The sequence below is a fragment of the Seonamhaeicola sp. MEBiC01930 genome, assembly GCF_045277075.1.
Classification (GTDB): Bacteria; Bacteroidota; Bacteroidia; order Flavobacteriales; family Flavobacteriaceae; genus Seonamhaeicola.
In genome coordinates, this window is the sequence record NZ_CP104270.1 from 735,222 (window position 1) to 751,305 (window position 16,084).

At 32.6% G+C, this 16,084-nt stretch carries 17 protein-coding genes; 13 read left to right on the plus strand and 4 right to left on the minus strand.

Going from position 1 to position 16,084, the window contains the following annotated elements:
- Positions 1 to 34: 34 nt before the first annotated feature.
- The 13 genes from udk (at position 35) to N1F78_RS03185 (ending at position 11,519) form a co-directional block, all read left to right on the plus strand.
- Positions 35 to 640 (plus strand): uridine kinase, encoded by a 606-nt coding sequence (gene udk / locus N1F78_RS03125; protein ID WP_406684737.1) that lies wholly within the window; start codon positions 35 to 37, stop codon positions 638 to 640.
- A complete protein-coding gene (locus tag N1F78_RS03130; RefSeq protein WP_406684738.1) occupies positions 640 to 963 on the plus strand; it encodes a septum formation initiator family protein in 324 nt (107 codons plus the stop codon). Before udk ends, N1F78_RS03130 begins: the two co-directional genes overlap by 1 nt.
- Complete coding sequence (locus N1F78_RS03135) at positions 956 to 2,314, plus strand: methylmalonyl-CoA mutase subunit beta (RefSeq protein ID WP_406684739.1); 1,359 nt, start codon at positions 956 to 958, stop codon at positions 2,312 to 2,314. The genes N1F78_RS03130 and N1F78_RS03135 overlap by 8 nt, the downstream gene beginning before the upstream one ends.
- A 1-nt stretch (position 2,315) precedes the next feature.
- Positions 2,316 to 3,005, plus strand: coding sequence for a hypothetical protein (locus N1F78_RS03140; protein ID WP_406684740.1), 690 nt, complete (start codon positions 2,316 to 2,318; stop codon positions 3,003 to 3,005).
- Positions 3,006 to 3,057: 52 nt separating this feature from the next.
- Positions 3,058 to 3,648: a hypothetical protein gene (locus N1F78_RS03145; RefSeq protein WP_406684741.1), complete on the plus strand. Its 591-nt coding sequence runs from the start codon at positions 3,058 to 3,060 to the stop codon at positions 3,646 to 3,648.
- Positions 3,648 to 5,771 carry a methylmalonyl-CoA mutase gene (scpA, locus tag N1F78_RS03150; RefSeq protein WP_406684742.1) on the plus strand — a complete coding sequence of 708 codons (2,124 nt, stop codon included), beginning with the start codon at positions 3,648 to 3,650 and terminating at the stop codon, positions 5,769 to 5,771. The genes N1F78_RS03145 and scpA overlap by 1 nt, the downstream gene beginning before the upstream one ends.
- A 118-nt stretch (positions 5,772 to 5,889) precedes the next feature.
- Complete coding sequence (locus N1F78_RS03155; RefSeq protein ID WP_406684743.1) at positions 5,890 to 6,654, plus strand: ParA family protein; 765 nt, start codon at positions 5,890 to 5,892, stop codon at positions 6,652 to 6,654.
- A gap of 3 nt (positions 6,655 to 6,657) precedes the next feature.
- Positions 6,658 to 7,566: a ParB/RepB/Spo0J family partition protein gene (locus tag N1F78_RS03160; RefSeq protein WP_406684744.1), complete on the plus strand. Its 909-nt coding sequence runs from the start codon at positions 6,658 to 6,660 to the stop codon at positions 7,564 to 7,566.
- Positions 7,556 to 8,173: a DUF5683 domain-containing protein gene (locus N1F78_RS03165; protein ID WP_406684745.1), complete on the plus strand. Its 618-nt coding sequence runs from the start codon at positions 7,556 to 7,558 to the stop codon at positions 8,171 to 8,173. The genes N1F78_RS03160 and N1F78_RS03165 overlap by 11 nt, the downstream gene beginning before the upstream one ends.
- A 53-nt stretch (positions 8,174 to 8,226) precedes the next feature.
- On the plus strand, positions 8,227 to 8,934 hold the full coding sequence (gene dapB / locus N1F78_RS03170; RefSeq protein WP_406684746.1) for a 4-hydroxy-tetrahydrodipicolinate reductase: 708 nt from the start codon (positions 8,227 to 8,229) through the stop codon (positions 8,932 to 8,934).
- A gap of 67 nt (positions 8,935 to 9,001) precedes the next feature.
- Positions 9,002 to 10,585: a signal peptidase I gene (gene lepB, locus N1F78_RS03175; RefSeq protein WP_406684747.1), complete on the plus strand. Its 1,584-nt coding sequence runs from the start codon at positions 9,002 to 9,004 to the stop codon at positions 10,583 to 10,585.
- 2 nt (positions 10,586 to 10,587) lie between these two features.
- Positions 10,588 to 11,211, plus strand: a complete 624-nt coding sequence (locus N1F78_RS03180; protein ID WP_406684748.1) for a WbqC family protein — start codon at positions 10,588 to 10,590, stop codon at positions 11,209 to 11,211.
- Positions 11,211 to 11,519 carry a DUF6122 family protein gene (locus tag N1F78_RS03185; protein ID WP_406684749.1) on the plus strand — a complete coding sequence of 103 codons (309 nt, stop codon included), beginning with the start codon at positions 11,211 to 11,213 and terminating at the stop codon, positions 11,517 to 11,519. Before N1F78_RS03180 ends, N1F78_RS03185 begins: the two co-directional genes overlap by 1 nt.
- 46 nt (positions 11,520 to 11,565) lie before the next feature.
- Here the strand turns inward: N1F78_RS03185 and N1F78_RS03190 are convergent, their stop codons facing one another.
- From N1F78_RS03190 to mutL, 4 genes are read right to left on the minus strand one after another with little or no spacing between them, the layout of a single operon-like run.
- A complete protein-coding gene (locus tag N1F78_RS03190; protein ID WP_406684750.1) occupies positions 11,566 to 12,573 on the minus strand; it encodes an endonuclease/exonuclease/phosphatase family protein in 1,008 nt (335 codons plus the stop codon).
- A gap of 43 nt (positions 12,574 to 12,616) precedes the next feature.
- Positions 12,617 to 13,465 (minus strand): rhomboid family intramembrane serine protease, encoded by an 849-nt coding sequence (locus N1F78_RS03195; RefSeq protein WP_406684751.1) that lies wholly within the window; start codon positions 13,463 to 13,465, stop codon positions 12,617 to 12,619.
- Positions 13,466 to 14,215: a rhomboid family intramembrane serine protease gene (locus N1F78_RS03200; protein ID WP_406684752.1), complete on the minus strand. Its 750-nt coding sequence runs from the start codon at positions 14,213 to 14,215 to the stop codon at positions 13,466 to 13,468.
- A 3-nt stretch (positions 14,216 to 14,218) separates the two neighbouring features.
- Positions 14,219 to 16,081, minus strand: coding sequence for a DNA mismatch repair endonuclease MutL (gene mutL, locus N1F78_RS03205; RefSeq protein ID WP_406684753.1), 1,863 nt, complete (start codon positions 16,079 to 16,081; stop codon positions 14,219 to 14,221).
- Between the last annotated feature and the right edge of the window lie 3 nt (positions 16,082 to 16,084).

Below are 16,084 nucleotides of genomic sequence, written 5' to 3' on the forward strand. Positions count from 1 at the left end.
TAAATTTGTGTATACAATTTAGGTTAAATTATTTATGTTAATAATAGGAATTGCAGGGGGTACAGGTTGCGGAAAAACAACTGTTGTTAACCAACTTCTTAAGGAATTACCAGAAGGTGAAGTTGGCGTATTATCCCAAGATTCATACTATAAAGACACCACGCATTTAACCTATGATGAAAGGGTGAAAATTAATTTTGACCACCCAAGGTCAATAGATTTTGATTTGTTAGCTAATCATGTTAAAGAATTAAAAAACAACAAATCTATACACCAACCAGTCTATTCATTTGTAAAACATAATAGAACAGGAGATACCATTTTTACCCACCCTAGAAAAGTAATGATTGTTGAGGGTATTTTAATTTTAACAAACCCTGAGTTAAGAGATATGTTCGATATAAAAATATTTGTTCATGCTGATTCTGACGAACGATTAATTAGACGATTAAAGCGTGATATTTCTGAACGAGGGAGAGATTTAGATGAGGTTTTAACTAGATATCAAGACACCCTAAAACCCATGCATGATCAGTTTATTGAGCCCATGAAAGAATATGCTGATATTATTATACCAAACAACAAATACAATACCGTAGCTATTGATATAGTTCGCACAATAATTAATGAAAAATTATAATGAGCATTTTTAAACACAAATTTTTCAAACCATTCAAAAATATATTTATTCTAATTCTGGTGGCTTTTGCTGTATGGATGCTTTTTTTTGACACTAATTCATGGCTAATACATCATGAATTAAATACAGATATTGAAGATTTAGAAAACGAAAAAGAATATTATAAAAAGGAAATAGAAAAAGACAATGAAAACATTAAAAAACTAAGTACAGAGGAAGGTTTAGAAAAATTTGCACGAGAAGAATATTATATGAAGCGTGAAAATGAAGAAATTTTTATAATCGAATATGAAGATAGTTTAAAAGTTGAAGTGAATGAGTAAACAATTGTTTAACGCATTTGATTCTGTTTCATCAAAACAGTGGAAACAAAAAATACAGTTCGATTTAAATGGAGCTGATTATAACAATGCGCTTGTTTGGAACTCAAATGAAAACATTTCTGTTAAACCATTTTATCATTCTGATGACTTTAAAGAACTTCCTGATACTTCAAACACTAAAGCTACACAATGGAAGACATGTGAATCTATTTTTGTGGCTAACGCAGAAAAATCAAATAAAAGGGTAATTGATGCTTTAAACGGAGGTGCAGAAAGCATTAGACTCATCATTCCATCTGAAGATATTTCAGTTGAAAACGTATTAAAAACTATTGATCTATCTTCAACCTTAATACATCTAAAACTAGAGTTCTTATCTCCTAGTTATGTAAAAAACCTAACAAATATTTTAACAAATTCACGAGTTTATTTTGATAATGATATTATTGGAAATATTGCTAGAACTGGTAATTGGTTTAAAGACTTAAAAGATGATATTTCAAAGTTTGATTCCATTTTTAAACAAACCAACTCATTTAGTGTTGATGTTTCATTATACCAGAATGCAGGAGCAAACATGGTTCAACAACTGGCTTACGCACTTTCACATGCCAACGAATATTTAAATCTTTCGCAAAACACCAACCAATCTACTAATGCCATTTTTAATGTTTCTATTGGCACTAATTACTTTTTTGAAATTGCCAAACTAAAAGCGTTGCGCTTGCTATGGAACACTTTAGTATCAGAATACAAAATCAACACCGATTGTCACATTTTTGCTACACCTACCAAACGAAACAAAACAATTTACGACTATAACACCAATATGTTGCGCACAACTACAGAATGTATGAGTGCAATTTTAGGTGGCGCAAATACAGTTAATAATTTAGCCTATGATGCCATATACCATAAAAACAATGAGTTTGGAGATAGAATTGCCAGAAACCAATTATTAATTCTGAAAAACGAAAGTTATTTCAATAAAGTAAATAACCCCTCAGATGGGGCTTATTATATAGAATCAATAACTAATCAATTAGCAGAAAAAGCGTTAAACTTATTTAAAAACATTGAAGCAAATGGCGGCTTTTTAAAACAACTAAAAGATGGCATTATTCAACGTAAAATAAAAGAAAGTGCTATTAAAGAACAGGAGCAATTCAATTCGGGAGAAGAAACTCTATTGGGCACCAACAAGCACCCCAACCCTAGTGATAAAATGAAAGTAAATATAGATCTTTACCCGTTTATAAAAACAAAACAAAGAAAGACTTTAATTGAACCTATAATAGAAAAACGTTTAGCTGAAAATTTAGAAAAAAAACGATTAAAAAATGAACATTAAAATGAAATCCATTGTAAAAATTACTTTAATAAGTTTAACCCTTATTGTATTTAATTGTAAAAACAACAACACAAATCTTGAATACAAATTTGCTGATAAACCAGCTTCAATAGCATGTAACACCCCAAATGAAAAACTATACCTAGAAGCTTTATATTCATTTGAAGAAGATATTTTCAACTTTTATGTAAAGAATAATCGAAGCTCTAATAGAGCATCTAGCCTAACATATGCCTACAACCAATTTACAAGAAATGCTGTTTACGGAAAAGTTCGATATGAAGGGATAGTATCTAAACACACTTTGGCGGTTTTTGAAGCTTTAAAAAATGACAACACACTTTGGGATGAAAACAATACTAAAAGCCACCTGAGTTATAGCAGTCCATTAATTAAATGTATTGGTGAAAATATTGCTGATAAGAATTTAAAAACTACGTTTAACGCTCTATTATCTATAAATGATTTAAGCCCAAAACTTTTCGGCGCTCCTTTGGTATCAAATTACAGATCTGCTATAAGCGACAAATATTTAGCAACCTATATTGCTTTTGACTTATATTACTCTAGATTATTTGATATCGATTTATCTAATATAACTTTCCCTGAAAAACCCGAAACCAAGGTAGATTTTAATAACGTACCTCCTCCTTCTCATGACCCTAATGCACATGCTGGACATAATCATTAAAATGAATATTAATTACAAATACTTGTTTCTTTATTTAGTAATATTTTTAAGCATGTCATCATGCATTAATATTGCTTCTGATGTTAAGCATTGGTTTGAGATTGAGAATGTAGAAGAGGTAAAAGGCAAATACCATTTTTTAAGTGAAGATGGTATAAAAATTTATTTACCAGATACCTTTAAAAAATATTCCTCATCTGAATATTTAAAAATTATTGATTCTCTTACCTCAAAAAAAGACTATGCCTTTGAATTACGTGCTATAGAAACTTTAAGAGACCTAAAAGGAAACTTTTACATCTATTTTGATAATGAGTTTGGCATAACTTATACACTAAATACCTTACCTTATTTTCCTTTTTCAAAAAGAGATGCTAGCCAGCTTCTTGGAATTATAAGAATGAACAATGAAAAAATAACAAGAAAAGAAAATATTGAATTCACCAAAATTACCGCCAAATATACTGGAAACAAAAAGCAACAAATTTTCAGATCTATTTTCAAAGTAGATTATCCTGAAACCGATGTATCTACATACAGTACTGCATATATTATATCATCTAACGGTAAAACCACCATGATTAAACTTTCTAGTATTTATGACATAAACTTTGATCCGTTTATTCAAAAAATGATTATATAATGCCAAGGAAAAACCTTCAACATATAACCCTGAAAAAGGCTAACCCTGAAAAACAGGTTAATGCGCATAATTCATTTATGACGGCTGAAGGTATCACTATAAAATCAAATTATTCAAAAGAAGACCTTAAAAATTTAGAACATTTAGATTTTGCTGCCGGAATAGCACCTAATTTACGTGGTCCCTACAGCACCATGTACTTAAGAAGACCATGGACTATTAGGCAATATGCTGGTTTTTCAACTGCCGAAGAAAGTAATGCTTTTTACAGACGCAACTTAGCCGCAGGGCAGAAAGGGTTATCTGTGGCTTTTGATTTAGCCACGCATAGAGGCTATGATAGTAACCATGAACGTGTGGTGGGTGATGTTGGAAAAGCAGGCGTTGCCATAGATACGGTCGAAGATATGAAAACACTCTTCAACCAAATTCCTCTAGATAAAATGTCGGTTTCAATGACTATGAATGGTGCGGTTTTACCCATAATGGCATTTTATATTGTTGCAGCCGAAGAACAAAATGTAAAACTAAACCAACTAACTGGCACCATTCAAAATGACATTCTTAAAGAGTTTATGGTTAGAAACACCTATATCTATCCTCCCACACCTTCAATGAAAATCATTTCTGATATTTTTGAATTCACCAGTAAAAGCATGCCTAAATTCAATAGCATCAGCATCTCAGGGTACCATATGCAAGAAGCTGGAGCTACCTGTGATATAGAATTGGCATACACATTAGCAAATGGATTGGAATATATAAGAAAAGGGCTAGATACAGGTTTGGATATAGACACTTTTGCACCACGCTTATCCTTTTTTTGGGGAATAGGCATGAACCATTTTATGGAAATCGCTAAAATGAGAGCTGCAAGAATGCTATGGGCTAAATTAGTAAAGCAATTCAACCCGAAGAATCCTAAATCTTTATCCTTAAGAACGCATTGTCAAACATCTGGCTGGAGCTTAACTGAGCAAGACCCTTTTAATAACGTAGCAAGAACTACCATTGAGGCTACTGCTGCAGTATTAGGAGGTACACAAAGTTTACATACCAATGCTTTAGATGAAGCCATTGCTTTACCTACAGATTTTTCTGCAAGAATTGCTAGAAACACACAAATTTTTCTTCAGGAAGAAACTAAAATAACCAAAACTGTAGACCCCTGGGCAGGAAGTTATTATGTTGAAAAACTAACCCATGATATAGTACAAAAGGCATGGTATTTAATTGAAGAAATTGAATCTTATGGCGGAATGACTAAAGCTATAGAGGCTGGCATTCCAAAAATTAGAATAGAAGAAGCTGCTGCAAAAAAGCAAGCTCGAATAGATTCGGGACAAGATATAATTGTTGGTGTTAACAAATATAAACTTAAAGAAGAAGCACCAATTTCAACCTTAGAAGTGGACAATCAAATTGTTAGACTTCAACAAATTGAAAGTATAAATAAGGTTAAATTTGAAAGAAATTCAGAAAAAGTTAAAACAGCACTTTCAAAATTATCTGAAGCTGCCAAATCAGGAAAGGAAAATTTATTAGTTTTAGCTGTTGAAGCTGCTAGAGAAAGAGCTACCTTAGGAGAAATAAGCGATGCTTTAGAAGTAGTTTTTGGGCGTTATAAGGCTAAAAACAAATCCTTTTCTGGTGTATATAGTAAAGAAGTGAAAGACGACAAATCATTTAAAAAAGCTCAAGAATTAGCTGATATTTTTGCCGAACAAGATGGTAGAAGACCTCGTATTTTGATTGCAAAATTAGGTCAAGACGGTCATGATCGTGGGGCCAAAGTGGTAGCAACTGGATATGCTGATATTGGCTTTGACGTTGATATTGGTCCTCTTTTTCAAACACCCGAAGAGGCAGCTAAACAAGCTGTTGAAAATGACGTACACATTCTTGGTATATCTTCCTTAGCAGCAGGACATAAAACTCTTGTACCACAAGTTATTAAAGCTCTTGAAAAATACGGTAGAGATGACATTATGGTTATAGTAGGTGGAGTAATTCCTAAACAAGATTATCAGTTTTTATTTGATACTGGAGCTATAGCTGTATTTGGTCCAGGAACAAAAATAGGTGAAGCAGCTATTAAAATTCTAGCTATTTTAATTGATTAGAACTTTTGATTTTGTTATAAAATCAACTTTATATTCCTAATTCCCTTTTGTTAACAATTTCCGTTTTTATTCCTCATAAATAATTGTATTTTTACCGTTGTTAAAATCAAAAAACTTAATGGGTAAAATCATTGCAATTGCTAACCAAAAAGGAGGTGTAGGAAAAACAACTACTTCCATTAATTTAGCAGCTTCACTTGGTGTTTTAGAGAAAAAAGTATTATTAATAGATGCTGATCCTCAGGCAAATGCAACTTCTGGAATTGGAATTGATGTAGAGTCTGTTGAAGTTGGAACATATCAACTTCTAGAACACTCTAATTCGGCTAAAGAAGCTATAGTAAAAACAGAAACTCCTAATTTAGACATAATCCCAGCTCATATAGATCTTGTTGCTATTGAAATTGAATTGGTAGACAAAGAATCTAGGGAGTATATGCTAAAGAAGGCCATAGAACCTATTAAAAACAAATATGATTACATTTTAATTGATTGTGCACCATCTTTAGGTTTACTAACACTTAATGCCCTTACGGCTGCTGATGCTGTAATTATACCAATTCAATGTGAGTATTTTGCATTAGAAGGCCTAGGGAAACTTTTAAACACCATAAAAAGTGTTCAAAAAATTCACAATCAAAATTTAGATATAGAAGGGTTGCTACTTACCATGTATGATTCACGTTTACGATTATCAAATCAAGTGGTAGAAGAAGTACAAAAGCATTTTAATAATATGGTTTTTCAAACCATAATACAACGAAATGTACGCTTAAGTGAAGCACCAAGTTACGGTGAAAGCATAATTAATTATGATGCCAGTAGCAAAGGTGCAAACAATTACCTAAGTTTGGCAAAAGAAATCATCAATAAAAACTCATAAATTATGGCTAAGGCAACTAAAAAACAAGCTTTAGGTAGAGGTTTATCGGCACTTTTAAAAGATCCTGAAAATGACATTCAATCAGTTCAAGATAAAAATGCTGATAAGGTTATTGGTAATATTATTGAACTTGATCTAGATTTAATTGAAGTTAACCCATTTCAGCCTAGAACTAACTTTAGTGAAGAATCTTTACAGGAATTAGCTTCTTCAATTAAAGAGTTGGGAATTATTCAACCCATTACAGTTAGAAAATTAGAATTTAATAAATACCAATTAGTATCTGGTGAGCGCCGTTTTAGGGCATCAAAATTGGTTGGATTGGAAACCATACCAGCTTATATAAGAATTGCTAATGACCAAGAGTCTTTAGAAATGGCTTTGGTTGAAAACATTCAACGCCAAGACTTAGACCCTATTGAAATTGCTTTATCCTACCAACGATTAATTGATGAGATTCAACTAACTCAAGAACAAATGAGTGAACGCGTAGGAAAAAAACGTTCAACCATAACTAACTACTTACGCCTTTTAAAGCTCGATCCAATTATACAAACTGGCATGAGAGATGGTTTTATTTCAATGGGCCATGGACGTGCATTAATAGCTATTGAAGATCAATCAATCCAGCTTGATATTTATGAAAAAGTTTTGCAAAATGAACTTTCTGTAAGAGCCACTGAAAACTTAATTAGAAATTATAACACTTCAAAAGAAGTTAAAATTCCAACAAAAGACAATCTAGAAGAAACTCCAAAATACATTAAAAAAGGAATTGGAGTGTTTTCAGAATACTTTGGGCACAAAATTGACGTTAAAGTCTCTAAAAATGGTAAAGGAAAAATCACTATTCCTTTTCATTCAGAAGAAGACTTTAATCGTATAAAAAAATTAATTCAGGGTGCTAAATAAATCCGTTATAGTAAGTGTATTTGCCTTTTTATTTTGTTTTTCATTAACCGCTCAAGAAAAAGAGAAAAAAGTTAAGAAAAAGAGAATATCAAAAGAGATTGTGGTAGACTCTATTGTTGAAAGAAAACCTATTAACCCTTTATCTCCTGCCAAAGCTGCATTTTATTCGGCGGTCTTACCTGGTTTAGGTCAGGCTTACAATAAAAAATATTGGAAAATACCAATTGTTTATGCGGCTTTAGGAACTGGTGTTTACTTTTATATAACTAACAATAACGAATACAATAGATACCGGGATGCCTACAAACGAAGACTTGCTGGTTTTACGGATGACGAATTTTACTTTGATTCTAATGGAAATCAACTAACATCACCCAGAGTAACAACCGATCGTTTGGAAGAGGCACAAGATTTTTATAGTCGCAATAAGGAAATATCATTACTTGTTACTCTTGGTATTTATGCTTTAAATATAATTGATGCTAATGTTGATGCACACTTATTACAATATAATGTTGATGAAAACTTATCACTAGCTCCTCATTATAAATTTAATGAGTTTGATGCTACTAGCAGCTTAGGATTAACCTTAAATTTCAAATTTTAACTCATTAGGAGTTTATTACAAATATTTAATAACGTTTAGAAAATTTTAAATAGATGAAAATTGCTTTACTAGGATACGGACGCATGGGGCAAACCATAGAGAAAATAGCAATTAGCCGTGGACATAATGTTGTTTTAAAAATAGATAAAGACGATACAGGCTATGATATAACTGATGCCGATGTAGCTATAGATTTTAGCTTACCATCTGCTGCATTTGGCAACATAACCAACTGTATAAACAATGGTGTCCCCGTAGTTTCGGGTACCACCGGGTGGCTAGACAATTATGATAAAGCCGTAAACTTATGTAAAGAAAAAAAAGGAGGTTTCATATATGCATCAAACTTTAGTTTAGGTGTAAATATCTTCTTTGAGCTTAATAAGGTATTAGCAAAAATGATGAGTAATTTAAGCCAGTACAATGTTTCTATGGAAGAAATTCATCATACAAAGAAGCTAGATGCACCAAGCGGAACCGCAATTACTTTGGCCGAAGGCGTTATTGAAAACAACAACAATTATAAAGAATGGCAGCTTCATGAAACCAACAATTACAACACCATTCCTATTGTGGCCAAACGTATAGAAGATGTTCCAGGTACTCATAGTGTTGATTATACAAGTGAAGTAGACACTATTAACATAGAACACATTGCTCATAACAGACAAGGTTTCGCACTTGGAGCTGTTGTGGCTGCAGAGTGGTTAGTAGGAAAAACAGGGGTATTCTCAATGAATGACGTGTTAAATATTGGTTAATGACTCTTAGTAAATGAAACAATAATAATATGTTAGCCTTTAACAAAACGATTTAAATTTTACAGTTATGACATTAACCCAATGGTTTATTTTCATATTGATTATACAAGTGATTCATGGTTTAGGCACTTGGAAGTTATACATTAAAGCGGGAAGACAAGCGTGGGAAGCATTTGCTCCCATATATAACGGTGTTATTTTAATGAAAATTATTAACCGGCCTTGGTGGTGGGTTATACTTTTGTTTCTTCCAATAGTAAACCTCATCATGTTAATAATTGTTTGGGTAGAAACTGCAAGAAGCTTTGGTAAAAACCAAATGGTTGACACGTTTTTAGCAGTAGCTTCGTTAGGTTTTTACAACTACTATTTAAATTATGTTGCAGATGTAAAATATATTGAAAATAGAGATTTAAACCCAAAGTCATCATCTGGAGAATGGACAAGTTCTATACTGTTTGCTATAGTGGCTGCCACAATAGTGCACACATATTTTATGCAACCATTTACCATCCCCTCTTCTTCTTTAGAGAAATCTTTATTGGTTGGCGACTTTTTATTTGTAAGTAAGTTTCACTATGGCGCCAGAGTTCCAATGACTACGGTTGCAGCCCCAATGGTTCATGATACTATCCCTGGACTTAAGAAGAAATCTTATCTTTTTGATGATGATTATTCAAAACGAAAATCCTCACTAATCAATAAACTACAATTACCATATTTAAGAATACCTGGATTTGAAAAAATTGAAAGAAATGATATTGTTGTCTTCAACCAACCGGCAGATACGCTGCTGGATATGAATAATTTTAACCCAGACCGAAATTACTATAAACCTATTGACAAGAAAACAAATTTGGTTAAACGCTGTGTTGGTGTACCTGGAGATTCATTAGAAGTCCGTGATGGCTTCGTGTATATCAATGGCAAACAAAATGTATTACCAGATAGAGCTCATTTACAGTTTAGTTATTTTGTGCAACCTAAAACAAACAGGTTTAGCTCTGAATTTTTAAAACAACGCTATGATATAACTGATAATTTTGGTATAATAAATAATCAAAACACTTATTATTTTTCAGCGATTTCAGATGAAGCTTTAGCCAATTTTAAAAACCATCCTAATGTAGAGAGCATAACTCCTAACAAACAAGAAAAAGGCGTTAGAGATTCAAATATATTTCCGCATGACCCTAATTATAACTGGAATGTAGATTTCTTTGGACCGCTTTATATTCCTGAAAAAGGAAAAACTATTGATATTAGTTTAGATGTATTACCGTTATATAAACGCGTTATTACAGAATATGAACGTAATGATTTACAAGTAAAAGGCAATCAGATTTTCATTAATGGTGAGGCTACAAGCACCTATACTTTTAAACAAGATTACTATTGGATGATGGGTGATAACCGCCATAATTCTGTTGATGCTCGCGCTTGGGGCTTTGTTCCTTTTGATCACGTAGTTGGTAAACCTGTATTTATTTGGATGAGTTGGGACGGACTTAAAAACCCACGTTGGAAACGTTTCTTCACAACCGTTGGTGGTAGCGGAAAGGCAACATCTTTCTTTATTCCATTCCTTGTGGTTTTATTTGGTTGGATTGGTTTTAACAAATTACGCAAACGAAGAAAAGCTAATTCTTAAAAATGGATATTCTTATCCACCCAACATACTTTCCTGATATTGCTCATTTTGTAGCAATAACCCAGGCTAAGGAAGTTATGTTTGAGGTTGAAGATAACTTTGTAAAACAGACCTACAGGAACCGCACCAACATATATGGTGCCAATGGCAAATTAACTTTAAATGTGCCTGTGACTTATTCACAAAAAAATCGCCAAAAGTACAAGGATGTTAAAATTTTTAATGAAGACAAATGGCAAGCTAATCATTGGAAATCGTTACTTTCTGCGTATAGAACATCTCCTTTTTTTGAATATTATGAAGATGACTTACAGCCTTTGTTCCATAAAAAAGAAGACTTTATTTTAGATTTCAACCTTAAGTGTTTTGAGGTAATTTGTGATTGTTTACAACTAGATTTAACCATATCAAAATCGGTTGTATTTAAAAAGACCACTGAAAATGAACTAGACCTGAGGTCTTTAGTAAATGCAAAAAAAGAACAGCACCAACAATTTGATGTTTACACTCAAGTATTTAATAATAAACATGGGTTTATAAACAATTTAAGCATCTTAGATTTGTTATTTAATGAAGGCCCTAACGCGGTTAATTATTTGGAGTCTCAAACGTTAAAGCCTTTATAATGCTTCAACCTATAGTGCATTATGGTTGTCATTTTTTAATACCATTACTGGTTGCCTTGGTATGGTTTAAAACTCATTGGAAATTAGCTTATTTAATTATGATTGCTGGCATGCTAATAGATTTAGACCATTTGTTGGCTAACCCAATTTTTGACCCAAACCGGTGTAGCATAGGTTTTCATCCGCTCCATTCCTCTTTTGCCATAACATTTTACCTATTTCTATTAATTCCTAAAAAATCTAGATTAGTGGCTTTAGGACTTGTTATACACATTATAGCTGATATGGCAGATTGTTCTTTTATGTAACACGACAATTGTATTTATGGTTTCTTCCTTTACATATAGAAAAGCATCAATTTTCTAAAGCCAAAGTAGTCATTATAGGAAAATGGTCTGAATAATGGGCATCAAAGGATTTGAACCCATTCACATTAAATATCTCATCAGCAAAAATAAAATCTATCCTAACGGGGAAAAACTTAAAATCATAGGTTCGCCCAAAACCATTCCCCCCTTCTTTGAAAGTATCTTGTAAATCGCCCTTTACTTTTCGGTACACAAATGAAAAAGCCGTATTATTAAAATCTCCACAGACAATCATCTTATGTTTACACTGCTTCTTATGCATTAAAAAAAGCTCGGTCTGAAATTGTTGCATTTTAAAGGTTGACCCTACTCTTTTCAACAACCTTTCAGAATCTTCATTTTTTAAACTTTCAACATCCGCGTTTATATGCAAAGACTCTAAATGAATATTATAAATTCTAATGGTATCTGTGTCTTTAACCACATCCGCAAAAATGGCATTATTTCCAGTGTTTGGAAATTCAATTGAACCAGAATTTATTATTGGAAATTGTGAAAAAATAGCTTGCCCATATTTTATGGTTTTTCCTGATAGTTTCTCAAACTTATATTTAAAAAAGGATAAATCAATATTTTTATGTGGGTGATATTCTTGAACACATAAAATTTCTGGCGCCTCGGTTTTAATAAAATCTACAATATTGGTTTGAATATTGTCGTCCTTAATCCAATCATATAAATTAAACAACCTTACATTGTAGTTCATCACTTTAAAATTACTTTCGCTCTCCACATGCTTTGATGCCGAAAACTTATATAAAGACCCAAACAAAAAGTAACCTAAAAACAGTATTAAAGCCGATAAAACAAACTGTCTTTTTAACCTAATTAGCCAGTATAAGGCAAATAAAATATTAAGAATAATTAAAAAAGAAACCCCTAAGTTAAGTACAGATAAAACTGCAAATGTTTTAGGAGGTAAAAAAGGAAGCACAAAAGAAAACAGCAATACAAGAGCAGCAACTATATTAATGAAGTAGATAATTTTATTCATAAAACTAAGTTTCTTCATTGCCTTGTCTAACTAATTTTAAAAGTTATTTTCCTGCTCTAAATAGAAAATCTTTTTCCTCAGCGGTTAAACTATCATAACCACTTTTGCTTATCTTATCAAGTATAACGTCTATTTGCTTTTGGTTATTAAACTCACTAAAATCTGCTTTAGTATAACCACCAACTTTACTTTTCTTTTTATGTACTGTCTTTAAGGGGCTTTTCTTTGATGACTTAAACATACTTACCAAAGAATCCATTACACGTTCAAAACCTTTGCCAATATCTTTCCCTTTTGCTAATTTTCTAGCATAGAAATATCCCAATAAAGCACCTCCTAAATGCGCTAAATTACCACCTGCATTACCTCCAGTTAAACCTATAAAATCTAAAACAACTATAGCAGCCGCTAAATACCATAATTTCAAATTGAAAGTAAAAAACCTAACTTCCTGATTAGGCATATAAGCACAAATAAAAATTAGCAATGCCCTTACCGCTGCGGATGCTCCAACTAATTTTGCACTACCACCTAGAAAATTTGGAAACAACCAATAGCCCAACATGAACAATAGGCCACCACAAATAGCTCCTAAAAAGTAAATATTTAAAGCCAATTTAGGAGAAAACAGGTTTAAAATCATACGACCAATGAAGTATAACCAAAGCATATTAAAAAGGATGTGTAAAACATCACCATGTAAAAAAGCATAAGTAAAAATACTCCATGGTTTTCCAATAAAATCAGAAAACCCACTTGGTAATTTAAACCATTCAAAACTTAACCTAAAAAGTTTTTCAATAATAAATATCACCACATTGATGGCAATAATTTTTTCTAAAACATTAAGTCGTTTTAATTTATCTTTTATGTCTTGGGTAAACGTTGTCATTTAATTCCAACGGTTTCTATTAAACTGCGTTCTCTTCCAATACCACATGATAATAGCTCCAGTTATGGCGCCACCAACATGTGCAAAATGAGCTATACTAACACCTCCAAAAATAGATTGCCCATTAAACCCTAAAATGGTTTCAATTGTCAACAAAGCCGGAATAAAATATTTCGCCTTTATAGGAATAGGAAGGAAAATCAACATTAACTCAGCATTAGGATTCATCATTCCAAAAGCTGCAAGTAATCCCATTAAACACCCTGATGCCCCAACCATCGATACAGTATAAAAATTAAATGCTTGTTGCAAATTATCATGTTGAGTAGTACTAATTCCATCAAAACTTCTACCGTCTGCAAGCATTTGTAATATCTCTGATTCATTCAAACCAGACGCAATTAATTCGTTGAAATACGGCAAGAATCTAAAATAATACTCACCTAACTGAAGAGCTAAAGCTCCAAATCCAGCTGAAAAATAGAGAAACAAAAAACGATTTCTACCTAAAAAATGTTCAACTGGTGATCCAAACATCCATAACCCAAACATATTTAATGCTAAATGTAAAGCACCATGATGCATAAACATATGAGTCACTACTTGCCAAGGCTGAAAGGCCTCACTTTTTGGAAAATACATTGAAAACAATCTATAAAACAATTGTCCTTCTCCAATAGCCATAGTACCAATAAACATAATCACATTAATGATTAAAAGGTGTTTAACAGTATCTGAAATTCGCATCATATTTTAAATAAATTTTTTATCTAATTCATCAACACTCATGGTAACAAATGTTGTTTTATTAGTTGGTGACACATTAGGTTCTTTACAAGCAAATAGCTTATTAACCAAATGTTCCTGTTCATCCTTTTTCAGGTTCTGTCCTGTTTTAATGGCTAAACTTTTTGCCATAGATTTTGCCAATAAATCTGTGGCACTAAAATGTGCATCGGGCACTTCGTTTTCAACATCACTAATTAACTGCTCCAAAATAATAGACACTTCACTTTCTGGCACACTAATAGGAACTCCTGTAATTTCAACAGACTCTACTAGAACGTTAGAAAACACAAAACCTGTATGTTCTAAATCTTCTTTTAATTGACCTAATATTTGAATTTCCTGAACCGAAAAATGAAGCTGTAATGGAAATAACAGCTGTTGGCTCACAGCCTCTTTAATAGTCATGTTTTTCAGAAAATCCTCATACAATATACGTTGATGCGCCCTGTTCTGGTCTATAACCAACATACCAGATTTAATGGTACTAACTATATATTTGTTATGAAGCTGATAGGTGGTATGAACTTGTTCAACCTCAGCATCATCCACAAACATAGAAGCCGTAGATTCTTGACTTTCAAATTGAACTTCACTAAAATCTTCCCGTTCATTATTACCTTTTGATTCTAATCCAACATACAAACTTTCCCAATTTGCGCTAGTTTCTTTCTTAAAAGATGAACTTTTAACAGAAGTCCCCTCACTTGATTTAGTACTATCCTTAAACGGGTTAAAGCCTCTATCAACTTCTATAACCGGTTCAAGGGTTTGTTTTTTATTTAAATCATAAGGCGTATCTAAATTAGAGTCTCTTTCAAAATCTAATACTGGCGCTATATTGAATTGTCCTAAACTGTGTTTAACAGCTGAACGCAACAAGGCGTATAGTGTATGCTCATCATCAAACTTTATTTCTGTTTTTGTAGGATGAATATTGATATCTATAGTCTGCGGATCTACAGTTAAGTTTAAAAAGTAACTTGCATGTGTTCCGCTTTTTAATAGACCATCAAATGCCGAAGCAATGGCATGATTTAGATAGGCACTTTTAATAAATCTATTATTAACAAAGAAGTATTGTTCTCCCCTAGTCTTTTTAGCATATTCAGGCTTACCTACAAAACCGGAGATTTTAAGTACTTCAGTATCTTCTTCAACGGGTACCAACTTCTCATTTGTTTTATTACCAAAGATATTTACTATGCGTTGTCTGTAATTACTAGCTGGTAAATTAAACGTTTCACTGCCATTATTATACATTGCAAAACTAATTGTACAATGGGCCAGGGCCACACGATGAAACTCATCAATTACATGCCTTAATTCTACAGCATTAGACTTTAAAAAATTACGTCTAGCTGGAATATTAAAAAACAGATTCTTTACAGAAACCGATGTTCCCTTAGGAGTTACCACCACATCCTGCGAATTAACCTCACTACCTTCAATAATTATAGCGGTACCTAGATCAACTTGTTCCTGTTTGGTCTTTAACTCTACATGTGCAATGGCCGCAATACTTGCCAATGCCTCACCACGAAACCCTTTAGTATCTAATTGAAATAAATCATCAGCAGTTTTAATTTTTGAAGTAGCATGACGTTCAAAACTTAAACGGGCATCTGTAACGCTCATACCTTTACCATCATCAATAACCTGAATGAGGGTTTTACCGGCATCTTTAATAATAAGTTTTATGTTTGAGGCACCCGCGTCAATAGCATTTTCTAAGAGCTCTTTAACTACTGAAGCTGGTCTTTGTACAACTTCTCCAGCGGCAATTTGGTTTGCTACATGATCAGGTAAAAGCTGTATAATGTCTGCCATGTA

Bases quoted from the DNA above. Each gene is read 5' to 3' on its own strand.
- udk (WP_406684737.1), top strand. From the start codon at position 35: ATGTTAATAATAGGAATTGCAGGGGGTACAGGTTGCGGAAAAACAACT.
- N1F78_RS03130 (WP_406684738.1), top strand. From the start codon at position 640: ATGAGCATTTTTAAACACAAATTTTTCAAACCATTCAAAAATATATTT.
- N1F78_RS03135 (WP_406684739.1), top strand. From the start codon at position 956: ATGAGTAAACAATTGTTTAACGCATTTGATTCTGTTTCATCAAAACAG.
- N1F78_RS03140 (WP_406684740.1), top strand. From the start codon at position 2,316: ATGAAATCCATTGTAAAAATTACTTTAATAAGTTTAACCCTTATTGTA.
- N1F78_RS03145 (WP_406684741.1), top strand. From the start codon at position 3,058: ATGTCATCATGCATTAATATTGCTTCTGATGTTAAGCATTGGTTTGAG.
- scpA (WP_406684742.1), top strand. From the start codon at position 3,648: ATGCCAAGGAAAAACCTTCAACATATAACCCTGAAAAAGGCTAACCCT.
- N1F78_RS03155 (WP_406684743.1), top strand. From the start codon at position 5,890: ATGGGTAAAATCATTGCAATTGCTAACCAAAAAGGAGGTGTAGGAAAA.
- N1F78_RS03160 (WP_406684744.1), top strand. From the start codon at position 6,658: ATGGCTAAGGCAACTAAAAAACAAGCTTTAGGTAGAGGTTTATCGGCA.
- dapB (WP_406684746.1), top strand. From the start codon at position 8,227: ATGAAAATTGCTTTACTAGGATACGGACGCATGGGGCAAACCATAGAG.
- lepB (WP_406684747.1), top strand. From the start codon at position 9,002: ATGACATTAACCCAATGGTTTATTTTCATATTGATTATACAAGTGATT.
- N1F78_RS03180 (WP_406684748.1), top strand. From the start codon at position 10,588: ATGGATATTCTTATCCACCCAACATACTTTCCTGATATTGCTCATTTT.
- N1F78_RS03185 (WP_406684749.1), top strand. From the start codon at position 11,211: ATGCTTCAACCTATAGTGCATTATGGTTGTCATTTTTTAATACCATTA.
- N1F78_RS03190 (WP_406684750.1), bottom strand. From the start codon at position 12,573: ATGAATAAAATTATCTACTTCATTAATATAGTTGCTGCTCTTGTATTG.
- N1F78_RS03195 (WP_406684751.1), bottom strand. From the start codon at position 13,465: ATGACAACGTTTACCCAAGACATAAAAGATAAATTAAAACGACTTAAT.
- N1F78_RS03200 (WP_406684752.1), bottom strand. From the start codon at position 14,215: ATGATGCGAATTTCAGATACTGTTAAACACCTTTTAATCATTAATGTG.
- mutL (WP_406684753.1), bottom strand. From the start codon at position 16,081: ATGGCAGACATTATACAGCTTTTACCTGATCATGTAGCAAACCAAATT.